Here is a 22,828-nt window from a genome sequence, read left to right as displayed (position 1 = left end):
CCTTCTTTGCCTACTTTCTTGGCAAGACAAGAAAGTAGGTCGCCGCCCCGCAGGGGTGGTGAAACCGCCTTTGACTTTGAGCCTTTGACTTTAAGCCTTTGACGTTGAAGTTAAGCCCTTGAAGCCAAGCAACAGAATCTCCCCACCCCACAAACAAGAAAAGCCCACGTTTTCACGTGGGCCTCCATTCTATGCCACCTGCCGGCCGTGCAGCGGCCAGCAGAGCACTCCCAGCACTCAGGAAACCTGCTGAATACCAGCCAGCAGCCAGCCACCGCTACCCGTCACCGGCTTCGCCAGGTTCCAGACTTCAGCGAAAGGCTGTGCCGGATCGCCGGCCTTTTCACGGATCATGCCGGAGAAGCGCACGCTGGCCAGATGCTGGGCCGGGCTGTCCTCGATGCCGAGCAGCTCGGCTTCCAGCGTGACCACGTCGGTCTTGTTGACCTCGGCGCCCCGCTCGGACAAGTCCATCTTGATCTCGGCAAACATTTCCGGCGTGGTGAACTCACGGATGTCCTCGAGATTGCCGGCATCCCAGGCAGCCTGCAGGCGCACGTAGTAAACCTTGGCGTTACGCAGGAAGGCTTCAGTGTCGAAGTCGGCCGGCACGCCCCAAGGTTGGGCCACGGCTGCAGCAGCGGCGGCACCGGCCATCACCGGCGCGGCGGACTGCAGCGGCGAGGCGGCGCCAGATCCGGACATCACGGGATTCGGTGCGCCGGCAGGCACTTGCTGGCGCAGCACCGGCTCGTTGCTTCCGCCCATGCCACCCGGGCCGTTACCAGCACCCGCTCCGGCATAGGCCGGTTGCTGCGGACGGCTCGCGCCGCCGCGGAACTTGCGGATCAGCCAGATCGCAACGAACGCCACCAGGGCGATCAGGATCAGGTTGGACAAGAAGCCCATGGCGGCACCGCCCAGGCCGAAGTGCGACAACAGCCAGCCAATGCCCAGGCCGGCGGCGATGCCGCCGAGCATGCCTCCCCAGTTGCGCTTGGGTGCGGCAGCGGCTGCCGCGCCAGCGCCAGCAGCGGCACCGGCCGGCGCGGCTTGCTGGGCCGGTTGCTGCTGCGCGGGCGTCTGGTTCGGCGATTGCTGTGCCGGCGCCTGCTGGCGTTGCGTCACGCTGGACGATTGCTTGCCAACGCTGCGAGACCCGCCAAGGCGTTTGGCGTTGGCGTCCAGCGCCACGCCGAGGGCAAGCGTGCCAATCAGCACACCCGCCATGAATCTTGCGCGAAATAGCGACATATCAGTGCTTCCCCTGTTAAGTTCGCTCATTTTTCCGTGAGCCTATATCAGTCTAGTACTTTCGCCCGACGTGGAGTGCTACCACTCCTGCCGTCAGGTTGAAGTATTCGACATTGTCCAGGCCCGCATGTTCCATAAGACGTACAAGTGAAACCTGGTCTGGATGCATTCTGATGGATTCCGCCAGATAGCGATAGCTATCGGAATCCTGTACCACGCGCTGCCCCAGCCACGGCAGGAACTTCAGCGAATAGAGATCGTAGGCCTTTTCCAGCGGCTTCCACACCTTGGAGAACTCCAGCACCATGACCTTGCCGCCCGGCTTGATCACGCGGCGCATCTCGGCCAGCGCCACGTCCTTGTGGGTCATGTTGCGCAACCCGAAGGATACGGTGACCACATCGAAGTAATTGTCGGGGAAGGGAATCCGCTCCGCGTCACACAGGCAGGTGGGGATGACGATGCCCTTGTTCAATAGGCGATCGCGGCCCACCCGCAGCATGGATTCGTTGATATCGGTCAGCCAGACCTCGCCGGCAGGTCCGGCCTGGCGCGCGAAGGCCTTGGCCAGGTCGCCGGTGCCGCCGGCGATGTCGAGCACCTTGAAACCGGGCCGCACGCCGGCCTGGGCGATGGTGAACATCTTCCACAGCCGGTGCATGCCGCCGGACATCAGGTCGTTCATGACATCGTACTTGTTGGCCACCGAATGGAAGACTTCGGCCACCTTGCCGGCCTTCTCTTCTTCCTTGACCTTCTCGAACCCGAAGTGGGTTTCGCTCATGACTCGCTCCAGAATTCAGTAATGGCCCGCGGGGCGCTCAGTGATGGCCGCAGGCATGGCCGCCGCCGGCCACCATCGGGGTGTCGCGGTCGACCCCGGCCGCTTCCAGGCGCTGCAGGTAGGCCTGCCAGATGGCATCCTGCTCTGCGCCGAGGCGGTAAAGCAGCTCCCAGGAATAGATGCCGGTATCGTGACCGTCGGAAAAACGGATCAGGATGGCGTAGTTGCCAACCGGCTCGACCGCGGCGATGGTGACATCGCGCTTGCCGGTCTGCAGCACTTCCTGACCCGGGCCGTGGCCCTGCACTTCGGCCGAGGGCGAGTTCACCCTCAGGTACTCGAAGGGCAGCCGGAAGCTGGCACCGTTGTCGAAGCCCACCTCCAGCACGCGCGACTGGGTGTGCACGGTGAGGGCGGTGGGGTGGGGAGTGTCTTTTTCGAGGCCTGCCATGATGGGTGGCGCGCGGCTTTCGGCGCGCCGCAAATCGCGGCCACACCCGCCTTCACGCTTCGTGTACGACCCGATAGCTTACCGCAGCCGCCTCGCCTTGCCCATCTTGCTCCGTCTTCCAGTGCGCGCCGTCCGCGGCAACGTAGCGCAGGCGGCGATCATGAAAGGCGGCTACCGTGCTGCGGTGGGCGATGCTGATGATCGCCGCGCCGGGCAGCGATTCCACCATCAGACGGTACATCGCGCTCTCGGTCTCCTCGTCGAGCGCGCTGGTGGCTTCGTCGAGGAAGAGGTAGTCGGGCTTTTGCAGCAGCGCCCGCGCGAAGGCGAGCCGCTGCTGTTCGCCCGGCGACAAACGCAGCGACCAGTTGTCGAACACATCAAGCTGCTCGGTCAGGGCGCCGAGCTGGGCCTGGCGCAGCACCTCCTGCAGAGCCTCGCGGCTGTGGGCGGTGCCGGCGTCGGGATAAGCCAGCGCATCGGCCAGCGACCCGATCGGCAGGTAGCTGCGTTGCGGCAGGAACAGCAAGCTGGCCGCGCGCGGCATGGCTACCGTGCCGCTGCCATATGGCCAGATGCCGGCCAGCGCGCGGAACAACACGCTCTTGCCGCAGCCGGAGGGACCGCTGACCAGCCAGCGCTCGCCGGCGCCGATCTCCAGCGAGAACGGCGCCACCAGCGGCCGCTGGTGGATTTCGCCGCCATTGCCCGTGCGCACCGGCAGCGCCAGCGCTAGGGTGTCGATGCGGATGCCGTCGGCATCCGCCTGGTCCACCTCGATATCGCGCACGCCGGTGTGTTCCTGGTCCTGCCGCTCGGCCACCCGGATGGCGTCGCGGAAATCGATCAGCCGGTTGGCCGCGGCCTTCCAGCCGACCAGCGTCGCGTAGTTATCGACGAACCAGGACAGGGCGCCCTGCACCTGGCCGAATGCCGAACTCACCTGCATCAACCCGCCGAGCGTCATCTTGCCGGCGAAGTAGCGCGGAGCGGCCACGATCAGCGGGAAGATGATGGCGAACTGGGCATAACCGGAATTGACGAAGGTCAGGCGCCGCGTATAACGCATCAACTGGTTCCAGTTGGCGCGAATGCGGTCGAAGCGCGAGCGCAGGCCGGCCTGTTCGGTCGGTTCCCCCCGGTACAGCGCCACGGGCTCGCTGTTCTCGCGCAGGCGCACCAGCGTGAAGCGGAAATCCGCCTCGTACCGCTCCTGCTGGTAGCTCAGCCCGATCAGCGGCCGGCCCACGAGGTGGGCGATCAGCGACCCGATCACCGCGTAGCCGATGGCGAACCACACCATATAGCCGGGAATGATGATCTCGTTGCCGCCGAGCATGAAGCTGATCGGCCCTGACACCGCCCACAGGATGCCAACGAAGGACAGCAGCGTTACCACCGAATTGAGCAGCCCGAGCGAGAGCGTCAGGGCACCATCGGTAAACGAGCGCAGGTCGTCGGCCAGCCGCTGGTCAGGGTTGTCAGTGGTATGGGTCTGCTCGATGCGGTAGTACGCCTGATGACTGAGCCAGTGGTCCATGAAGCGCCCCGTCATCCACGTACGCCAGCGCATTTGCAGCATCATGGTGTAGTACTGGCGCGAGATGGCCGCCACGATGAAGAAGCCGGCAATCCACGAAAAGCGGATCAGCAGCGCCTTGAAGGAGGCGTAGTCGTGCTGCTCCAGCGCGTTGTAGAACACGCGGGTCCAGTCATTGAGCAGCACATTGATATAGACGATGCCGAGATTGAGCGCGACGACGAAGGCCAGTAGCCCCAGCCCGGCCTTGCGGTCCTCGGATATCCAGTAAGGCTTGATCAGGTCCCAGGTCTCGCCCATCCGCAGGCGGCTCTGGACTTTGAGGGCACGGGCCGGCACGGCCGGGCCTGGAACGGTAACGGAAGTCGGTGTGGACATGGCACCTTTCGCGCGGGCGGGCCATGGCTGATCCACCGGCCCCGCTCTTGTGTGAATGAAGACAACGGGTGTTAGAAGACGGCGCTGCCCGGCTGGTTCCGGAAACTCCAAAAAACCGGCAGCAATCAGCGCCTCGGGTCAGCGTACTTCGTCCAGTTTCGCCAGGGCCGCACGCAATGCCGGCAGGCGCTGCGCAAGGCCGGCCAGGCGCGCGGCATCGGGCTCGCGCTGCGGGGCCGCCCAGACGGCTTCGGGGAAATGCGTGTCCCAGCGATAGCGTGGAATGATATGCCAGTGCAGGTGCGGCACCATATTACCGAAAGCGGCAAGGTTGACCTTGTCGGGCGACATGGTCTCGCGCACCGCGCGCTCCACGCGCGCCACCAGGCGCATCAGCCAGGCCTGGTCGTCCTCGGGCAGGTCGGTCTGCTCGGCCACGTGGCCGTTCCAGACCACCCGGCAAAAGCCTGGAAAGCGCTCGTGCTCGACCAGGATGACGCGGGCGCGCTCGCCGCGCCAGGCCAGTTCGCCGCCGTCGGTCTCGCACAGGGGGCAGTCGGGGATGAGATTCATGCGATCACTCCCGGAACGCCGGGGACATCAGTCCGCTGCCCTGGGTTGGGGGAGAGGGCGGGAGCCTGCACGGAGTGAGAGCCTGCGGGCCGGCGCCCGTCCGCCCTCTCCCCCGGCTGCTCTCCCGCAAGCGGGAGAGGGGCGCAAACCAGAGGCTTGCCGAAGCGCATCGTGCTCACCGCCCTCGCCCCTTCCATCACACCAGCACCCGCTCGATGCCGCCCGAATTGGCCTTGGCCACGTAGTCCGGCATCCAGTTCTCGCCCAGCAGGTGCCTGGCCATTTCCACCACGATGTAGTCCGCCGTTACCGTGGCGTCTTCGTTGTAGCGCGACAAACCCTGCAGGCAGGACGGGCAACTGGTCAGGATCTTGACGTCGCCGACGAAGCCGTCGGTGCGCAGCTTGTCCGCGCCCTTGGTCATTTCCTCTTCCTTGCGGAAGCGGATCTGGGTGGAAACGTCCGGACGCGACACCGCCAGGGTGCCAGACTCGCCGCAGCAACGTTCGTTCTTCTCGATCTTGCCGCCGCCCTCGTTGCCGCCCATCAGCTCGTTGACGAGCTTGGTCGGGTCCATGGTCTTGATCGGGGTGTGGCAGGGGTCGTGGTACATGTAGCGCGTACCGGTCACGCCCTCCAGCTTGACGCCCTTCTCCAGCAGGTATTCGTGGATGTCGATGATGCGGCAGCCCGGGAAGATCTTGTCGAATTCATACCCGGCAAGCTGGTCGTAGCAGGTGCCGCAGCTCACCACCACGGTCTTGATGTCGAGGTAATTCAGCGTGTTGGCGACCCGGTGGAACAGCACCCGGTTGTCGGTGACCATCTTCTCGGCCTTGTCGTACTGGCCGTTGCCGCGCTGCGGATAGCCGCAGCACAGGTAGCCCGGCGGCAACACGGTCTGCACGCCGACATGCCACAGCATGGCCTGCGTGGCGAGGCCGACCTGCGAGAACAGCCGCTCCGAGCCGCAACCCGGGAAGTAGAACACCGCCTCGGTCTCGGGCGAGGTCCGCTTCGGGTCGCGGATGATCGGCACGATCTCGTTGTCTTCGATATCCAGCAACGCACGCGCGGTCTTCTTGGGCAGGTTGCCCGGCATCTTCTTGTTGATGAAGTGGATCACCTGCTCTTGCACCGGCGCGCGGCCCACCGTGGCGGGCGGGTGCGCGGCCTGCTTCCTGGCGAACTTCTTGAGTATGTCGTTGCCCAGGCGCTGCGCCTTGAAGCCCCAGTCAATCATGACCTTGCGGGTCATGTTGATGGTCTGCGGATTGGTGGCGTTGAGGAAGAACATCGACGCGGCGGTGCCGGGATTGAACTTCTTCTGCCCCATCTTGCGCAGCAGGTTGCGCATGTTCATCGACACGTCGCCGAAGTCGATCTTGACCGGGCACGGCGTCACGCACTTGTGGCAGACCGTGCAGTGGTCGGCCACGTCGGAGAACTCGTCCCAGTGCTTGATCGAGATGCCGCGGCGGGTCTGCTCCTCGTACAGGAAGGCTTCCACCAGCAGCGAAGTCGCCAGGATCTTGTTGCGCGGGCTGTACAACAGGTTGGCGCGCGGCACGTGGGTGGCGCACACCGGCTTGCACTTGCCGCAGCGCAGGCAGTCCTTGACGCTGTCGGCGATGGCGCCGATATCGCTCTGCTGCATGATGATGGACTCATGTCCCATCAGCCCGAACGACGGCGTATAGGCATTGCGCAGGTCGGCGCCCGGCAACAGCTTGCCCTTGTTGAAGCGGCCCTGCGGGTCCACGCGCTGCTTGTACTCGCGGAACTCGCCGATCTCGTCTTCGGTCAGGAACTCCAGCTTGGTGATGCCGATGCCGTGCTCGCCGGAGATCACGCCGTCGAGCGAGCGCGCCAGCGCCATGATGCGGGCCACCGCGCGGTGGGCATCCTGCAGCATGTCGTAGTCGTCGGAATTGACCGGGATGTTGGTGTGCACGTTGCCGTCGCCGGCGTGCATGTGCAGCGCCACGAAAACCCGGCCGCGCAGCACCTGCTTGTGGATCTTCTGCGCTTCGTCGAGGATGGGCTTGAACTCGCCGCCGTTGAAGATATTGCGCAGCTCGGCGCGCACCTCGCTCTTCCAGGACACGCGGATGGTGCGGTCTTGCAGCAAGTGGAACACGGTGGCGTCCGGCTGCTGCGCCAGGTGTGCCTCGAAGGCCTGGGCGAGCAGGCCCAGCCCGTGGCCGATCAGCGCGGCGCGCGCGGTGGCCAGCGGCGTGTCGAGATGGTTCTGCAGATAGGTCCAGCGCGAGCGGATCTCGCGCAGCAGCTGCAAGGCGTGCTGCACGCGGTCTTCCAGCAGTTCGGCGCTGGGGATCTCGTTGGCGTCGTCGCTGCGGCCCAGCGGCAGGTTGCCGCGCGCGAAGAAAGCTTCCAGCGCGTCGGTCAGCTGGAGCTTGTTCTTGATCGACAGCTCGATATTGATGCGCTCGATGCCATCGGTGTACTCGCCCATGCGCGGCAGCGGGATCACCACGTCTTCATTGATCTTGAAGGCGTTGGTGTGCTTGGCGATGGCGGCGGTACGGGAGCGGTCCAGCCAGAATTTCTTGCGTGCCTCCGGGCTGACCGCGACGAAGCCTTCGCCGCTCTTGCCGTTGGCCATGCGGATGACTTCCGAGGTGGCGCGGGCCACCGCGTCCTGGTCGTCGCCGACGATATCGCCGATCAGCACCATCTTGGGGAAGGCGTTGCGCTTGCTCTTGGTGGCATAGCCCACCGCGCGCAGGTAGCGCTCGTCCAGATGCTCCAGGCCGGCCAGGATGGCGCCGCCGGGGGTGCGCGTCTCGGCGTCGAGGTAGTCCTTGATCTCGACGATGCTCGGAATGGCGTCGCGTGCCTGGCCGAAGAACTCCAGGCAGACCGTGCGCACATGCGCCGGCATGCGGTGCAGGATCCAGCGGGCGCTGGTGATGATGCCGTCGCAGCCTTCCTTCTGGATACCGGGCAGGCCGGCCAGGAACTTGTCGGTCACGTCCTTGCCCAGGCCTTCCTTGCGGAACTTGCGCCCTTCGATGACCAGCGTTTCCGTGCGCAACGGCTTCTCGCCGGGCGCACGGTTGCCATCCGACCATTTCAACTCGAATGTGGCGACCGGCACGTCATGGATCTTGCCCAGGTTGTGGTCCTGGCGCGTGACTTCCAGCCAGTTGCCTTCCGGGTCCACCATGCGCCACCAGGCCAGGTTGTCCAGCGCGGTGCCCCACAGCACGGCCTTCTTGCCGCCGGCGTTCATGGCCACGTTGCCGCCGATGCAGGAGGCGTCGATCGAGGTCGGGTCGACCGCGAACACCAGCCCCGCCTTGTCGGCGGCATCCGCCACGCGGCGCGTCACCACGCCGGCGCCGGAGAAGATGGTCGCGACCTTGTGCGATACGCCAGGCAGGTCGGTCTGCTCCACCGGCCCGAGCTGCTCGAGCTTTTCCGTATTGATGACCGCGCTCATCGGCGTCAGCGGCACGGCACCGCCGGTATAGCCGGTGCCGCCTCCGCGCGGGATGATGGTCAGGCCCAGCTCAAAACAGCCCTTGACCATGCCGGCGATCTCTTCTTCGGTGTCCGGCGTGAGGACCACGAAGGGATATTCCACCCGCCAGTCAGTCGCGTCGGTCACATGCGAGACGCGCGACAAGCCGTCGAACTTGATGTTGTCCTTCTGCGTGATGCGGCCCAGCACGCGCAGGGTGCGCTTGCGCAGGTCGTAGGCGTCGGCGAACTCCTGCTTGAAGTCCTCGATCGCCTGCTTGGCAAAGCTGACCAGCTGCTCGACGCGGTGGGAGCGGTCCTCGGCCGCCGGTTCGGCATGCTCGGCACGGTCGGCGGCGCGGCGCTTTTCCACCTCGGACAGCCGATGGTGCAGTGCGGTCACCAGCATCTGGCGGCGCTTGGGATTCTCCAGCAGGTCGTCCTGCAGGTAGGGATTGCGGCGCACCACCCAGATATCGCCCAGCACTTCGTACAGCATGCGGGCGGACCGGCCGGTGCGGCGCTCTGCGCGCAACTCGTGCAGGATGCGCCAGGCTTCTTCGCCTAGCAGCCGGATGACAATCTCGCGATCCGAGAATGACGTGTAGTTATAAGGGATCTCACGCAGGCGCGGGGGCGCATCCTGCGAGGCGAGTTTGGCATCGAGCACGAGTGGGGCGTTCATGGGGAGGGACCGCTTCCTGTAGCGCACGGGGACGGTGCGCCGGATCGTCTTTAAAGGGCAATTGTACTTCAAGGCCTGCTTTCGCCGCACCGCAACATGGCAGAACCTTGCTTGGGCAAGGGTTGCATCACATCGCCGGACCTGCCTGCAAGCCGCGCTAGAACAGGCTTTTGAGGCCGGCGGCGATGCCATGCCAGAAACTGTTGGGGATCCATAGCAGGGCCATGGTCATGGCAAGGTAGCGCAGAAATTTGCCAATCGCCATGTAAACCAGGCTTGGCCAGAACGGCAGCCGGAGCCAGCCCGCCAAAGTGCACAAAGGATCACCAATCCCGGGTAACCACGATGCGAGCAGGGTTGGCGGACCGAGCCTGCGCATCCAGCGGAAATAGCGCGCGTCCAGGGCCGGCTTGCGCGGCTTGCGCGGGTGCTTCCGGTGCTCGGCGTGCTCTTCCTCATGCTGGCGCTGCTGGCGCCGCTTGCGGTAGCGCACCAGCGCCAGCTTGGCCGCGTAGCCCAGCCACCAGTCAATGGCTCCGCCCGCGGTATTGCCCAGCGTCGCCACGACGATGGCGGGCCAGAACATATGCGGATTGAGCTTGATATAGCCGAACACCGCGGGCTCGGAGCCCAGGGGCAGCAAGGTGGCGGACACCAGGCTGACCAGGAAGATGGCCGGCAGCCCGACTTTGGGCAGGGCGGCGGTTTCGAACAACCAGTCGATGAAGCCTTCCATATAGAGAGAATTGGTGCCGGTGCAGGTTGGCGGTCGGGCGGCGGGCCATTCTAGCAGCGCGCCGCCAGCGTCCTGGCGGCGCGAGGTGCCGGCGGGGCAACCCGCATGGCACGCGCCGGCGATTTGTGATTAACTGTTAGAGCCTGCTGCGCCCAATCGTTCGCGGCCCGGCCGTCTTGGCCCTACCGGTTTCACCCGCAGCACATGCAGCACCTGCAGCAATTCGCAGTGCCCGCAGCACCGCAGTACCAACATCACGAAATAGCCGTCACCAGCAAACGGCAGTAACGCGTCGTGGCCAGTCCCGCGCATTTTCGGGATTCACGGATTGGTCATGCACGTGTCCACCCACATGGAGACAAGCATGGCGATTCCTATCCGCCTGACCGTCAACGGCCGCGCCGTGGATGCCCAGGTAGAACCCAACACCCTTCTCGTCCAGTTCCTGCGCGAACAACTCCGCCTCACCGGCACCCATGTCGGCTGCGACACCGCCCAGTGCGGGTCTTGCACCGTCCATATGGACGGCCGCGCGGTCAAGTCGTGCAATATGCTGGCGCTACAGGCGGATGGTGCGAGGATCACCACCATTGAAGGTCTGGCCCCCGAAGGCCAGCTCCATCCCATGCAGGAGGCCTTTCGCAATTGCCACGGGCTGCAATGCGGCTTCTGCACGCCCGGCATGGTCATGAGCGCCACCGCGCTGGTCCAGGCCGAGCCGAATGCCGACGCCGCCGCCATCCGCGAGCAGCTCGAGGGCAACCTGTGCCGCTGTACCGGCTACCACAACATCGTGCGCGCGGTGCAGGAAGGCCAGGCCGCGATGCATGGCGTCAGCGCCGAATAAGGGGACCGCCATGAACGCACCTGACGACCAGCACCTGATCGGCGCCTCGGTCAAGCGCAAGGAAGACTACCGCTTCCTCACCGGCAACGGCCAGTACACCGACGACATCGTGCTGCCGCAGCAAAGCTACGGCTACTTCCTGCGCTCGCCGCACGCCCACGCGCGCATCGCTTCCATCGACAAGACCGAGGCACTGGCCTCGCCCGGCGTGATCGCCATCTTCACCGGTGACGACGTCGCCGCCGACAAGGTCGGCGGCCTGCCTTGCGGCTGGCTGATCCACAGCATCGACGGCAGCCCGATGAAGGAGCCGCCGCACCCGGTGCTGGCGCAGGGCAAGGCACGCCACGTGGGCGACCAGGTCGCGCTGGTGGTAGCCGAGACGCTGCAGCAGGCCAAGGACGCCGCCGAGAGGATCGACGTGGCATACGAGGAACTGCCCGCCGTGGTGAACACCGCGCAGGCAGCCTCGGCCAGCACGCTGGTGCACGACGACGTGCCGGAGAACACCAGCTATGTCTGGGGCCACGGCGACCGCGCCGCCACCGACGCCGCCTTTGCCAAGGCCGCCCACGTGACCACGCTCGAGATCGTCAACAACCGCCTGATCCCCAACGCGATCGAGCCGCGCGCCGTCAATGCCAGCTACACCCGGCAGGACGACAGCTACACCGTCTACGTCTCGAACCAGAACCCGCACGTGGAGCGCCTGCTGATGGGCGCCTTCGTGCTGGGCCTGCCGGAATCTCGGCTGCGCATCATTGCGCCGGACGTGGGTGGCGGCTTCGGCTCCAAGATCTTCCTGTACGCGGAGGACGTGGCGCTGACCTGGGCCTCGAAGAAGGTCAAGCGCCCGATCAAGTGGACCGCCGAGCGCTCCGAATCCTTCCTGACCGATGCCCACGGGCGCGACCACGTCACCAAGGCCGAGCTGGCGCTCGATGCCGATGGCAGGTTCCTGGCAATGCGGGTGCACACCACCGCCAACATGGGTGCCTACCTGTCGACCTTCGCCTCCAGCGTGCCGACCATCCTGTACGCCACGCTGCTGGCCGGGCAGTACACCACCCCGGCGATCTACGCCGAGGTGCGCGCGGTGTTCACCAACACCTCGCCGGTGGATGCCTACCGCGGCGCGGGCCGCCCGGAAGCCACTTATGTGGTGGAAAGGCTGGTGGAAACCGCGGCGCGCGAACTGAAGATGGACCCGGCCGAACTGCGCCGCAAGAACTTCATCCACGACTTCCCCTACGCCACCCCCGTCGGCCTGACCTACGACACCGGCGACTACGAGCCGTGCCTCGCGCGCGCGCAGGAACTGGCCGACGTCAAGGGCTTCCCCGCGCGGCGCGACGAAGCGAAGCAGCGCGGCAAGCTGCGTGGCCTGGGCTACTCGTGCTACATCGAGGCGTGCGGTCTGGCGCCGTCGAATATCGCCGGCGCCCTGGGCGCGCGCGCGGGCCTGTTCGAGGTTGGCGAGGTCCGCGTGCACCCCACCGGCACCGTGACCGTCTTCACCGGCTCGCACAGCCACGGCCAGGGACATGAGACCACCTTCGCGCAGATCGTGGCCGAGCGCCTCGGCATTGCGCTCGAAGCGGTGGAAATCGTGCATGGCGATACCGGCCGGGTGCCCTTCGGCATGGGCACCTATGGTTCGCGCTCGCTGTCGGTGGGCGGCTCGGCCATCATGAAGGCGCTCGAAAAGATCGAGGCCAAGGCCAAGAAGATCGCGGCCCACCTGCTGGAAGCCTCGGACGCGGACATCGAGTTCAAGAACGGCGTGTTCAGCGTGGCCGGCACTGACCGCAGCAAGACCTTCGGCGAGGTTGCGCTGACCGCCTACGTGCCGCACAACTATCCGCTCGACAAGCTCGAACCCGGCCTGAACGAAAACGCCTTCTACGACCCGACCAACTTCACTTACCCGTCCGGCGCCTACATCTGCGAAGTGGAGGTGGACCCCGATACGGGCGAAAGCAAGGTGATCAAGTTCACCGCGGTGGACGATTTCGGCAACATCATCAACCCGATGATCGTCGAAGGCCAGGTGCATGGCGGCATCGGCCAGGGCCTCGGCCAGGCCATGCTGGAGCAGTGCATCTACGACGACGACAGCGGCCAGTTGCTGACCGGCTCCTACATGGACTACGCCATGCCGCGCGCCGGCGACCTGCCCGACTTCACGGTGGAGACCGCCAAGGGCACACCCTGCACGCACAACCCGCTGGGCGTGAAGGGCTGCGGCGAGGCAGGGGCGATCGGCTCGCCGCCGGCATTCATCAATGCGCTGGTGGACGCGCTCTCGCCGCTGGGCGTGAGCGACATCCAGATGCCCGCCACACCGCACCGCGTATGGCAGGCGATTCGCCACGCGCAGACCGCCAACTGACATCGGAGGCACACCATGTACGCATTCAATTACGAACGCGCCGCCGATGCCACGTCGGCGGTGGCCAGGCTCAAGGCGGACAGCGACGCCAAGTTCCTCGGCGGCGGCCAGAGTCTGCTGGCCGCGATGAAGCTGCGGCTGGCAGCGCCGTCGGCGCTGATCGATGTGGCGCGCATCCCCGGCATGGCGGATATCCGTGTCGAGAACGACGAGCTGGTGATCGGCGCGGCGGCACGCCACGCCGACGTGGCGGCCAATGCCGACGTGCTCAAGCGCATCCCGGCGCTGGCCGCGCTCGCCAACGGCATCGGCGACCGGCAGGTACGCGCGATGGGCACGCTGGGCGGCTCGCTCGCCAACAACGATCCGGCCGCCTGCTACCCGGCGGCCGTACTCGGCCTCAACGCCACCGTGGTGACGGACCGCCGCAATATCGCCGCCGACAATTTTTTCAAGAGCCTCTACGAAACCGCGCTGGAAGCCGATGAACTGATTACCGCCGTACGCTTCCCCACGCCGGATAAGGCCGCCTACATCAAGTTTCGCAACCCGGCGTCGCGTTTCGCGCTGGTGGGTGTGATGGTGGCGCAGTTCGGCAAGGTCGTGCGGGTAGCGATAACGGGCGCGGCGGATAGCGTCTTCCGCAGCGCGCCGCTGGAACAGGCGCTGACGGCCAGCTTCACACCGGCGGCGGCACGCGCGGTGGTGGTCGATGCAGGCCAGCTGAATGCCGACCTGCATGCCTCGGCCGAGTACCGCGCGCACCTGATCCCGGTGCTGGCGGCACGAGCGGTGGAGCAAGCGCTCAAGGGATAGGGCCGAGCCATCCAGCCCGAACCCGCTTCCCCGGCCACCGGCTTGCCACCCTCTCCCGCTTGCGAGAGAGGGGCCGGGAAGAGGGAGGGCGCAAACAGGAAGGCGTCCATCCTGCGCCGACCCTCTGTGCACATAGCATCATCCGGCTATTTTCATGCTTCCCCAGTCCATCGATCAAACCGCCGCCCTGCTGGAGGCGCAGCAGTATTTCGCAGACCGCGAGACCGCCACCGTGCTCTACCTGGCGCTGCGCATGCAGCGGCCGCTTTTTCTGGAGGGCGAGCCCGGCGTGGGCAAGACCGCGCTGGCGCGGGCCATCGCCGACGCGCTCGGCACGCGCCTGCTGCGGCTGCAATGCTACGAGGGGCTCGATGCTTCCAGTGCGCTGTACGAATGGGACTACCCGCGCCAGATCATGGCGCTGCGCCTGGCGGAAGCCCGCGGCGAGCGGCCCGACGCGCAATCGCTTTACCACGACGATTTCCTCCTCAAGCGGCCCTTGCTGGAATCGCTGCTGCCCGATCCCGCCGCGCCGGGCATCCCGCGCGTGCTGCTGATCGACGAGATCGACCGCGCCGACGAGCCCTTCGAGGCCTTCCTGCTGGAGGTACTGTCGGAATACCAGGTGTCGATTCCCGAAATCGGCGTGGTGCGGGCCGAACAGCCACCGCTGATCATCGTCACCTCCAACCGCACGCGCGAGGTGCATGACGCGCTCAAGCGCCGCTGCCTGTACCAGTGGATGGGCTATCCGCAACGCGAGCGCGAACTGCAGATCGTGGCCGCGCGCGCCTCTGAAGCGGCTGCCGCGCTGCAGCACCAGGCCATCGATTTCATTCACCGGCTGCGCGGCATCGACCTGTTCAAGTCGCCTGGCATTGCCGAGGCGATCGACTGGTGCCGCGCCCTGGCCGCGCTCGGCGTCAGCGAGCTCGATCCGCAATCGGTGCGCGACACGCTGGGCGTGCTGCTCAAGTACCAGGACGACCTTGCCCGCGTGGACGGCCCGACCGTGGCGGAATTGCTGGCCAGCCGGGCGCCGGGAGGCTGAGGCATGCCCAGGCTGCATCCGGATGCCCCCCTTGCCGCCGCGCAACCCGCCGGCACGCTGCCCATGCTCGCGCGCAATGTCACGCACTTCGTGCGCCTGCTGCGCGATGCCGGCTTCGGGCTCTCGCCCGCGCAGGCCGTGGACGCGCTGCTGGCGCTGCAATACGTGGACATCGGCCGGCGCGACGAGGTGCGCGCGGCGATGGCGGCCCTGATGGTGAGCGGGCCCGACCAGCGCCCGCTGTTCGACGCCGCCTTCGACCTGTTCTGGCGCGACCCCGACTGGGAGGGCAAGCTGCGCGCCCTGCTGCTGCCGCGCGTCGACGCCGGCGCTCCGCCGCCCCCGCGCAACAACCGGCTGGCCGATGCGCTCGCCGCCCAGCGCCCGCCCGAATCCGGCCGGCGCTCCGAGGACAGCGCCGAACGCTTTACCGCCCCGCTCACCTTCTCGGCCCAGGAGCGCCTGGCCCAGCGCGATTTTGAAACCCTGAGCGCGGAAGAATGGCGTGCGCTGCAGCACATGATCCGCGCCCGCCACGCGCGCCTGGCCACCGAACGCACGCGCCGCCTGCGCGCCGCCGCCAGCGGGCCGCGCGCCGACCTGCGCGCGAGCGCTAGGCTGGCGGTGCGCCAGCAAGGCGAATGGCTACGCTGGAAATTCCGCCGCCATGCCGAGCGGCGCCCGCCGCTGGTGCTGCTGCTCGACATCTCCGGCTCGATGAGCCAGTACTCGCGCGCGGTGCTGTATTTCTGCCATGCGCTGATGCAATCGCGCGAGCGGCTGTCCGTATTCCTGTTCGGCACCCGGCTGACCAACATCACCCGCTCGCTGCGCGAGCGCGACCCCGACGAGGCGGTCGGCGCCATCACCGGACAGGTGCGCGACTGGGCCGGCGGCACCCGCATCGGCGCCGCGCTGGCCACCTTCAACCGCCAGTGGGCCCGCCGCACGCTGTCCGGCCGCGCCACCGTGCTGCTGGTCACCGACGGGCTGGACCACGAAGACATCGATTTGCTGGGCACGGAAATGACTCGCCTGCGCCGCTTCGCGCATCGCATCGTCTGGCTCAACCCACTGCTGCGCTATGCCGGCTTCGCGCCGCAGGCGCGTGGCGTACAAGCCATCCTGCCGCACGTGGATGCGCTGCGCTCGGCGCACAACCTGGACAGCCTGTTCGCGCTGGAATCGCTGCTGGCCGCGCGCGAACCGCTGGCCATGCCCGTTTTCCCTGCGGCGCCGATGCCCAGAGACATTAGAAACATGAAAGACACCAAGGAGACGCCCCCGCCATGGAAATGACACAGACGCGGCAACTGCCGGTAGTGCAGCAAAACGCCTGGGAAGCCCTGAACGACACGGGGCTGCTCAAGCAATGCATCCCCGGATGTGAGAGCATCGAGCCTGACGGCGACAACGCCTACCTGGTGGCGCTAACCGCCGCGGTGGGCCCGGTCAAGGCGCGCTTCAAGGGGCGCATGGCCTTGCAGGACATCCAGGCGCCCGACAGCTACACCATCCAGTTCGACGGCCAAGGTGGCGTCGCGGGCTTCGGCAAGGGCACCGCGCACGTCACGCTGGCCCCCGAGGGCGAGCAGACGGTGCTGACCTATACGGTCAACGCCCAGGTTGGCGGCAAACTCGCGCAGATCGGCTCGCGGCTGGTCGATGCCGCCGCGCGCAAGATGGCCGATACCTTCTTCGACCGCTTCACGGCGGCGCTGGGCGGGCCCGGCGAGCAAGGTGACGAAGCGGGCACGGGCGAGGATGTCGCCAAGGATGGAGCGGCGGCCGGCGATGGCAGCACGCCCGATGAACAAACCGGTGAAACGAAGCGGAAAAGATCATGGACAGCGTGGATCTCGAAGTCCTGAAAAGCAGCGTACGCTGGCTGGCCGAAGGCCACCGCACGCTATTGGTAACGGTAGTCAGAACCTGGGGCTCCTCGCCCCGGCCGGAAGGCGCCATGCTGGCCGTGCGCGACGACGGCCTGGTGGTGGGATCGGTCTCGGGCGGCTGCATCGAGGACGACATCATCGACCGGGTACGGCGCGAAGGCATTGCCAGCGGGCGCCCCGAAGCCGTCAAGTACGGCATCAGCGCCGAGGAAGCGCACCGCTTCGGCCTGCCTTGCGGCGGCACCATCGAACTGGTGACCGAGCCGCTCAGCGCCGACAGCCATCTGGACGAACTGCTGGAAGCCGTGGAACGCGGCAGGCTGGTGGCGCGCACGCTCGACATGGCAAGCGGCCGCGCCACGCTCGGCCCGGCGCAAGCCACGGACGGCCTGGCCTTCGACGGCAACACCCTGCTCACCATCCACGGGCCGCGCTACCGCATGCTGGTCATCGGCGCCGGGCAGTTATCGAAATACCTGTGCCAGATCGCCGTCGGCCTGGGCTTCCAGGTCACCGTGTGCGATCCGCGCGAGGAATACACCGAGACCTGGGACATCCCCGGCGTCACTATGGTGCGCACCATGCCGGATGACACCGTGACCGAGATGCAGCTCGACGAGCGCAGCGCGGTGATCGCCGTCACGCACGATCCCAAGCTCGACGACCTGGCCCTGATGGAAGCGCTGCGCACGCGCGCCTTCTACGTTGGCGCGCTCGGTTCGCGCCGCAACAACCAGGCGCGCCGCGAACGGCTCAAGGAATTCGACCTCGACGACATGCAGCTGGCGCGGCTGCACGGGCCGGTGGGCATCTACATCGGCAGCCGCACGCCACCGGAGATCGCGATCTCGATCCTGGCCGAAGTCGTGGCCGCCAAGAACCACGTCTCGCTGCCCGACATCCTGCAGGTGGAAGGCGCCAAGGCCGCCCGCGAAATGGCGGCCAGCGAAGGCAGCACCTGCAGCCCCGCCCCGTGACCGGCGCGCTGAACGGCCCCGCCAATGGCCCCCTCAACGGCGCCATCAACGCCGCCGAGCTGCCCACCGGCATCCTGCTGGCCGCCGGCTACGGGCGCCGCTTCGATGCCGCCGGGCAGCGCAACAAGCTGCTCGCCACGCTGCCCGACGGGCACACGGTGGCCGGCCGCAGCGCGCGGACCCTCGCCGGCGTCCTGCCCGGCGCGCTCGCCGTGATCCGCCCGGGCAACGCCGCGCTGGCGGCCGAATTGCGGCGGGCAGGCTGCCGCGTGCTGGAGACCGCCGCCGCGGAGGCCGGCATGGGGGCCGCGCTGGCCGCAGCGGTGGCCGCCACGCCGGACGCCCGTGGCTGGGTGGTGGCGCTGGCCGACATGCCGTGGCTGCCGGCCGAACTGGTCCGCGCGGTGGCATTGACGATCACCACGCGCAACGCCATCGCCGCGCCCTGGCGGGGCGGGCAGCGCGGGCATCCGGTCGGATTTGGCGCCGCCTGGCGGGAAGCGCTCCTCAAGCTTGACGGGGATGAAGGGGCGCGGGAATTGTTGAAAACGCAGCCGGTGATGCGAATCCTCACCGATGACGAAGGGGCGTTCAGGGATGTGGATACGCCGGGGGACTTGGCGTAGCGGTTTGCCTGGCGGAACGTATTGCGTCTTTGAAGTCACGCCGTGGCAGTCTCCCCCTACCCGCCATCCGTCTCCGCCAGCGTCCTCAGATACTCCTCCCTCCACCAATGCACATCCTGCCCGCGGATGCGCTCCAACAGCTTCTGGTGCCGCGACTGGCGCTCGGCCAGCGGCATATGCAACGCCTGCTGGATCGCCTGCGCCGTGGCATTGATATCGTAGGGATTGACGAGCAAGGCCTCCCGAAGCTGCTCGGCAGCCCCGGCGAACCGCGATAGGACCAGCACCCCCGGATCATCCGGATCCTGCGCCGCCACGAACTCCTTGGCCACCAGGTTCATTCCGTCCCGCAACGGCGTGACCAGTGCCACGCGGCAAGCGCGGTACAACCCCGGCAGCCGACGCCGCGCGGTCGTGCGATGGATATAGCGCACCGGCATCCAGTCCAGCTCCCCGTACTCCCCATTGATCGCCCCCGACAACCCTTCCAGTTCGCGCCGCAGATCCGCATAGGCATCCACCGTCTCCCGCGACGGCGCGGCGATCTGGATCAGCGTGGCGCTGCGGCGGTTCTCCGGATACTGCGCCATCAGCGCCCGCACCGCCTTGAGCCGCTGCGGCAGCCCCTTGGAGTAATCGAGACGATCGACGCCCAGTAACAGCCGGCGGCTCGCGTACTGGCCCCGCATCATCTCGTAGGTCTCGCGCGATTCATCACATTTCCCAAGCTCGGCGAATTCGTCGACGTCGATGCCGATCGGGAACGCCTGCGCGCGCACGGTGCGGTGGAAAGCCCGGAAGCGGTACTCGCCCATCGGCTCGGCCTGCGCCTCCCTTTGCACATAGCGCGAGAAATGCTCCAGATCGAGCTGGCTCTGGAAGCCGACCAGGTCATAGGCGAACAGCGCCCGCATCAGCCACTCGTGTTGCGGGATCGCAGCCAGGATCAGCGGCGGGGGCAAGGGGATATGCAGGAAGAACCCCATGCGCTGCCCGCAGCCCATGGCGCGCAGTTCGGAGGCGAGCGGGATCAGGTGGTAGTCGTGGATCCAGATCACATCGTCCGGACGCAGCAGTGGCGCCAGCTTGCGCGCAAACAGCTGGTTCACGCGGCGATAGATGTTGAGATAGCCGGAATCGAAATCCGCCAGGTCGATGCGGTAGTGGAACACCGGCCACAGCACGCCGTTGCTGTAGCCCTGGTAGTACGCGTCGTGGTCCTCGCGGCACAGGTCAACGGTTGCCAGCGTGACATTGCCGGCCTGCTGGATATGCAGCTCCCCCTCGCCGGGCGTGCCACCCTGGGCGGCATCCACGATCCTGCCGCTCCAGCCGAACCAGACCCCGCCGGTGGCCTTGAGCGCCTCGCCCAACGCCACCGCGAGACCGCCCGCGGCAACGTTGCGCGGATCTGCGATGCGGTTGGATACCACGACTAGTCTGCCCATATGTTCCTTTGCCAGAACCCTGCCCCGCGCGCTGGAAATCGCGTGCTCAAATCACCGAATCCCATGGCGCGGACAGGCGCACGGCGCCGTTGATCAGGCCCACCATCGAGTAGGTCTGCGGAAAATTGCCCCACATCTCGCCGGTCACCGGATGGGTGTCCTCGGACAGCAAGCCAAGCGGGTTGCGCGCCGCCAGCATGGCCTCGAAAATCTCGCGTGCTTCCTCGCGGCGCCCCACGCGCGCCAGCGCGTCGATACGCCAGAAGGTGCAGATATTGAAGGCGGTCTCGGGCTTGCCGAAATCGTCTGGCGCCTCGTAGCGACGCATGTACGGCCCGTCGCACAGCGACGCTTCCAGGGCCTTGAGCGTCGACATGAAGCGCTCGTCCCGCGGGGCGATAATGCCCACCTCGGCCATCAGCAGCACGCTGGCATCGAGCTCGCGCCCGCCGAAGCTCTCGGCGAATGCCTGGCGTTCCTCGCTCCAGGACTCGCTCACGATGCGCTCCTTCATGCCGTCGGCATGCTGGCGCCAGTAAGCCGCGCGGTCGGGCAGTTGCAGCGCATCGCCGATCTTGGCAAGACGGTCGCACGCGGCCCAGCTCATCAGCGCAGAGGAGGTATGCACCCGCGCCCGCGTGCGCAGCTCCCACATGCCCGCATCGGGCGTGCCGAACACGCGTACCGCCTGTTCGCCCACGGTCTCCAGCACTTGATACTCGGCCACCCCGCCGCGGTGCAGCAGGCGATGGTCGTGGAAGGCCTGGGCCGCGCCCAGCACCACGTTGCCGTAGACGTCGTGCTGGAAGTGCTCCTGCGCCTGGTTGCCCACGCGCACCGGGCCCATGCCGCGGTAGCCCGACAAGTGATCGAGCACGCTCTCCGGCAATTCGAGTTCCAGCCCGATGCCGTACAGCGGCTGGATATGGCCGTTCCTGGACTGCATCACCACGTTGGACAACCAGCGCAGGTAGTCCTCCATGGTGCCGACCTCGGACAAGCTGTTGAGCGCGCGGATCACGAAGAAGGCATCGCGCAGCCAGCAGAACCGGTAGTCCCAGTTGCGCCCGCTGCCCGGCGCCTCGGGAATGCTGGTGGTCATGGCCGCGACGATGGCGCCGGTCTCTTCATAGAGCGACAGCTTGAGCGTGATGGCGGCACGGATCACCGCGTCCTGCCATTCGCGCGGCACCGCGAGGCGGCGGCTCCACATCTTCCAGTAGGCCGTGGTTTCCTGCTCGAAGTCGCGCGCGACTTCCTCCACGCCGCCTTGCAGGGTTTCATCGGGTCCGAGGATGAAGTTGAGATCGCGGGTCAGCAGGAAAGGTGTCCGCGACAGCACATAGGTCAGCGGCGCATCGGTGGTCATGCGCAGCGTCGTGCCATCGCCGACATAGCGCACATGGCTGCTGCCACGCGTGATCTCGGGCTTGATGCGTCCCCAGTCGAAGCGCGGCGCCACTGTCACCCGCACGCGCGGCGCGCCGCTGATGGGACGAATGCGCCGGATCAGCGTGGTGGGGCGAAAGTAGCGGCCCAGCCGGAAGAGTCGCGGCGCGAAATCGGTGATCTCCAGGCAGTTGCCATGCTGGTCGGTCAGCCGCGTGCGCAGCACGGCCGTATTGGGCTCGTACCATTGCGCCGACTCGTGGAAGTCCTCGATCTCGATGGCAAAGTGGCCCGCGTTCGGGCCAGGATCAAGCAAGGCGTTGAAGACCGGGTCGCCATCGAAGCGCGGCAGGCAGCACCAGACGATGCGCCCGCGGCCGTCGACCAGCGCGGAGATCGCGCAGTTGCCGATCATGCCCAGCGACAGCGAGGGATCGGCATAGCGGCCTGCCCCCTCGGCGCTCCCCTGGGTACCCTCGGTAGATTGGTTGCTCACAGCGAATCCCCCTCAAGACGTCGTTGTGGTTGCGGCTCCCGCCGCCAGCGTGCCATCCGCGGAGGCCATGACTTCCAGCGCCCTGGCGGAGCGATGCAGCCAGCAGCGCAGCGCGGCCGGACCGGTCACGCTGACGGTGGCGGCGCTGGGCCGCTGTCCTACCAGCAAGGCGACACCGCCCAGGCGCCGCACCACGGAAAAGCCAGCCTCATCGGTAATGTCGTCGCCGGCAAACAGCGGCGTGCGCCGCGCAAACGGCGGCCCGCGCATAAAGGTATCGATGGCGCCGCCCTTGTCGATGCCGGCCGGCTTGAGTTCCACCACCATCTTGCCGTGCAAGACTTCGATGCCGGGCACGCCACTGGCGACCTGCGCCGCGAAGTTGCGTACCAGCCCTTCGAGATGGGGGACGGCGCGGTAGTGCACCGCGACCGCGACCGACTTGCGCTCCAGCTGCAAGCCGGGATACGCGTTGACCAGGGCTTCGAGAGGTGGCAGCAACAGGGGCACGCCGGGGTCCGGCTGGCGCAGCCGGCGGCCGACCGCGTCGCGCAATTCCGCGCCGTGCACGCCTGCCGCGGGCAGTTGCAGGGGCTGCAGGAAATGATCCAGCTCGGCGATCGGCCGGCCCGAAACCAGCGCCACGGCACCGCCCAGATGCCGATGCAGGGCGCGCAGCGTCCCCACCAGTTCCGGTTCGACCCGCACGAGGTCCGGACGTGGCGCGAGGTCGGCCAGCGTACCGTCGAAATCCAGGAACAGCGCCGTGTTTGGTTCGATAAGAGGTAGGTTGGGCATCGCGTTACACCGTAGCACGAGTGTTCCCGCACCGTCCACCGGACAACGTCCTACACGGTGCGCCGCTGCACGCACCGCGCCGCAATGGCGCCCGCACCGCCGCGGTGCGCCGTTTCGCAGCGGCCTTGCAGGTGCGCCGGCCTGCCCTTGGCGGCCACCGGATCCGGGGTGCCGGCATCGCCGCACCGCGCCATCCTTTATCATTA

Annotated in this window: 18 protein-coding genes; 8 read left to right on the top strand and 10 right to left on the bottom strand. The window is 66.9% G+C overall.

Annotated elements, in window-relative coordinates; all coding sequences use genetic code 11:
• Positions 1–237 precede the first annotated feature (237 nt).
• The 7 genes from AC1DT6_RS11570 to AC1DT6_RS11540 form a co-directional block, all read right to left on the bottom strand.
• Positions 238–1,254 (bottom strand): Tim44 domain-containing protein, encoded by a 1,017-nt coding sequence (locus AC1DT6_RS11570; RefSeq protein WP_477114699.1) that lies wholly within the window; start codon positions 1,252–1,254, stop codon positions 238–240.
• Between the two features lie 52 nt (positions 1,255–1,306).
• Positions 1,307–2,038 carry a bifunctional demethylmenaquinone methyltransferase/2-methoxy-6-polyprenyl-1,4-benzoquinol methylase UbiE gene (ubiE, locus tag AC1DT6_RS11565; RefSeq protein WP_045240829.1) on the bottom strand — a complete coding sequence of 244 codons (732 nt, stop codon included), beginning with the start codon at positions 2,036–2,038 and terminating at the stop codon, positions 1,307–1,309.
• Positions 2,039–2,075: 37 nt separating this feature from the next.
• Positions 2,076–2,489, bottom strand: coding sequence for a gamma-butyrobetaine hydroxylase family protein (locus AC1DT6_RS11560; protein ID WP_276291551.1), 414 nt, complete (start codon positions 2,487–2,489; stop codon positions 2,076–2,078).
• Positions 2,490–2,541: 52 nt separating this feature from the next.
• The gene (locus AC1DT6_RS11555) at positions 2,542–4,407 is read right to left on the bottom strand and encodes an ABC transporter ATP-binding protein/permease (protein WP_441636262.1); all 1,866 of its coding nucleotides are present in this window, start codon (positions 4,405–4,407) and stop codon (positions 2,542–2,544) included.
• A gap of 138 nt (positions 4,408–4,545) precedes the next feature.
• On the bottom strand, positions 4,546–4,980 hold the full coding sequence (locus tag AC1DT6_RS11550) for an HIT family protein (RefSeq protein ID WP_441636264.1): 435 nt from the start codon (positions 4,978–4,980) through the stop codon (positions 4,546–4,548).
• Between the two features lie 196 nt (positions 4,981–5,176).
• Positions 5,177–9,151, bottom strand: coding sequence for a DUF3683 domain-containing protein (locus tag AC1DT6_RS11545; RefSeq protein ID WP_477114697.1), 3,975 nt, complete (start codon positions 9,149–9,151; stop codon positions 5,177–5,179).
• Between the two features lie 157 nt (positions 9,152–9,308).
• Positions 9,309–9,887 (bottom strand): YqaA family protein, encoded by a 579-nt coding sequence (locus tag AC1DT6_RS11540; RefSeq protein WP_441636267.1) that lies wholly within the window; start codon positions 9,885–9,887, stop codon positions 9,309–9,311.
• Positions 9,888–10,251: 364 nt separating this feature from the next.
• Between AC1DT6_RS11540 and AC1DT6_RS11535 the strand changes: the two genes are divergently transcribed.
• From AC1DT6_RS11535 to AC1DT6_RS11500, 8 genes are all read left to right on the top strand, one after another.
• Positions 10,252–10,734, top strand: coding sequence for a (2Fe-2S)-binding protein (locus AC1DT6_RS11535; RefSeq protein ID WP_441636269.1), 483 nt, complete (start codon positions 10,252–10,254; stop codon positions 10,732–10,734).
• Positions 10,735–10,744: 10 nt separating this feature from the next.
• Entirely contained in the window at positions 10,745–13,126 is a 2,382-nt protein-coding gene (locus AC1DT6_RS11530) for a xanthine dehydrogenase family protein molybdopterin-binding subunit (RefSeq protein ID WP_441636271.1), read from the top strand.
• 15 nt (positions 13,127–13,141) lie between these two features.
• Positions 13,142–13,942, top strand: coding sequence for an FAD binding domain-containing protein (locus AC1DT6_RS11525; protein WP_045240836.1), 801 nt, complete (start codon positions 13,142–13,144; stop codon positions 13,940–13,942).
• A gap of 154 nt (positions 13,943–14,096) precedes the next feature.
• Positions 14,097–14,993 carry an AAA family ATPase gene (locus tag AC1DT6_RS11520; protein ID WP_441636274.1) on the top strand — a complete coding sequence of 299 codons (897 nt, stop codon included), beginning with the start codon at positions 14,097–14,099 and terminating at the stop codon, positions 14,991–14,993.
• 3 nt (positions 14,994–14,996) lie between these two features.
• Positions 14,997–16,292 carry a vWA domain-containing protein gene (locus tag AC1DT6_RS11515; protein ID WP_477102603.1) on the top strand — a complete coding sequence of 432 codons (1,296 nt, stop codon included), beginning with the start codon at positions 14,997–14,999 and terminating at the stop codon, positions 16,290–16,292.
• Positions 16,283–16,864, top strand: a complete 582-nt coding sequence (locus AC1DT6_RS11510) for an SRPBCC family protein (protein ID WP_441637671.1) — start codon at positions 16,283–16,285, stop codon at positions 16,862–16,864. Before AC1DT6_RS11515 ends, AC1DT6_RS11510 begins: the two co-directional genes overlap by 10 nt.
• Positions 16,837–17,865: an XdhC family protein gene (locus AC1DT6_RS11505; RefSeq protein WP_441637669.1), complete on the top strand. Its 1,029-nt coding sequence runs from the start codon at positions 16,837–16,839 to the stop codon at positions 17,863–17,865. Before AC1DT6_RS11510 ends, AC1DT6_RS11505 begins: the two co-directional genes overlap by 28 nt.
• A gap of 44 nt (positions 17,866–17,909) precedes the next feature.
• A complete protein-coding gene (locus AC1DT6_RS11500; RefSeq protein ID WP_477114698.1) occupies positions 17,910–18,491 on the top strand; it encodes a nucleotidyltransferase family protein in 582 nt (193 codons plus the stop codon).
• 56 nt (positions 18,492–18,547) lie between these two features.
• On the opposite strand, the gene otsA is transcribed toward AC1DT6_RS11500, so the two are convergent.
• Genes otsA through otsB form a run of 3 tightly spaced genes read right to left on the bottom strand, consistent with a single transcriptional unit; the run spans position 18,548 to position 22,622 of the window.
• Positions 18,548–19,939 (bottom strand): alpha,alpha-trehalose-phosphate synthase (UDP-forming), encoded by a 1,392-nt coding sequence (gene otsA, locus AC1DT6_RS11495; protein ID WP_276288714.1) that lies wholly within the window; start codon positions 19,937–19,939, stop codon positions 18,548–18,550.
• A 46-nt stretch (positions 19,940–19,985) separates the two neighbouring features.
• A complete protein-coding gene (locus AC1DT6_RS11490) occupies positions 19,986–21,824 on the bottom strand; it encodes a glycoside hydrolase family 15 protein (protein ID WP_477114696.1) in 1,839 nt (612 codons plus the stop codon).
• Positions 21,825–21,836: 12 nt separating this feature from the next.
• On the bottom strand, positions 21,837–22,622 hold the full coding sequence (otsB, locus tag AC1DT6_RS11485; protein WP_477114695.1) for a trehalose-phosphatase: 786 nt from the start codon (positions 22,620–22,622) through the stop codon (positions 21,837–21,839).
• Positions 22,623–22,828: the final 206 nt, after the last annotated feature.

This window comes from Cupriavidus sp. 01L45 (genome assembly GCF_056399885.1).
Note: the sequence above shows the minus strand (reverse complement) of the source record. Positions and strands in the feature narration are given on the sequence as shown.

Coding starts and splice junctions, on each gene's coding strand:
- AC1DT6_RS11570 (WP_477114699.1), bottom strand. CDS start 1,254: ATGTCGCTATTTCGCGCAAGATTCATGGCGGGTGTGCTGATTGGCACG.
- ubiE (WP_045240829.1), bottom strand. CDS start 2,038: ATGAGCGAAACCCACTTCGGGTTCGAGAAGGTCAAGGAAGAAGAGAAG.
- AC1DT6_RS11560 (WP_276291551.1), bottom strand. CDS start 2,489: ATGGCAGGCCTCGAAAAAGACACTCCCCACCCCACCGCCCTCACCGTG.
- AC1DT6_RS11555 (WP_441636262.1), bottom strand. CDS start 4,407: ATGTCCACACCGACTTCCGTTACCGTTCCAGGCCCGGCCGTGCCGGCC.
- AC1DT6_RS11550 (WP_441636264.1), bottom strand. CDS start 4,980: ATGAATCTCATCCCCGACTGCCCCCTGTGCGAGACCGACGGCGGCGAA.
- AC1DT6_RS11545 (WP_477114697.1), bottom strand. CDS start 9,151: ATGAACGCCCCACTCGTGCTCGATGCCAAACTCGCCTCGCAGGATGCG.
- AC1DT6_RS11540 (WP_441636267.1), bottom strand. CDS start 9,887: ATGGAAGGCTTCATCGACTGGTTGTTCGAAACCGCCGCCCTGCCCAAA.
- AC1DT6_RS11535 (WP_441636269.1), top strand. CDS start 10,252: ATGGCGATTCCTATCCGCCTGACCGTCAACGGCCGCGCCGTGGATGCC.
- AC1DT6_RS11530 (WP_441636271.1), top strand. CDS start 10,745: ATGAACGCACCTGACGACCAGCACCTGATCGGCGCCTCGGTCAAGCGC.
- AC1DT6_RS11525 (WP_045240836.1), top strand. CDS start 13,142: ATGTACGCATTCAATTACGAACGCGCCGCCGATGCCACGTCGGCGGTG.
- AC1DT6_RS11520 (WP_441636274.1), top strand. CDS start 14,097: ATGCTTCCCCAGTCCATCGATCAAACCGCCGCCCTGCTGGAGGCGCAG.
- AC1DT6_RS11515 (WP_477102603.1), top strand. CDS start 14,997: ATGCCCAGGCTGCATCCGGATGCCCCCCTTGCCGCCGCGCAACCCGCC.
- AC1DT6_RS11510 (WP_441637671.1), top strand. CDS start 16,283: ATGGAAATGACACAGACGCGGCAACTGCCGGTAGTGCAGCAAAACGCC.
- AC1DT6_RS11505 (WP_441637669.1), top strand. CDS start 16,837: ATGGACAGCGTGGATCTCGAAGTCCTGAAAAGCAGCGTACGCTGGCTG.
- otsA (WP_276288714.1), bottom strand. CDS start 19,939: ATGGGCAGACTAGTCGTGGTATCCAACCGCATCGCAGATCCGCGCAAC.
- otsB (WP_477114695.1), bottom strand. CDS start 22,622: ATGCCCAACCTACCTCTTATCGAACCAAACACGGCGCTGTTCCTGGAT.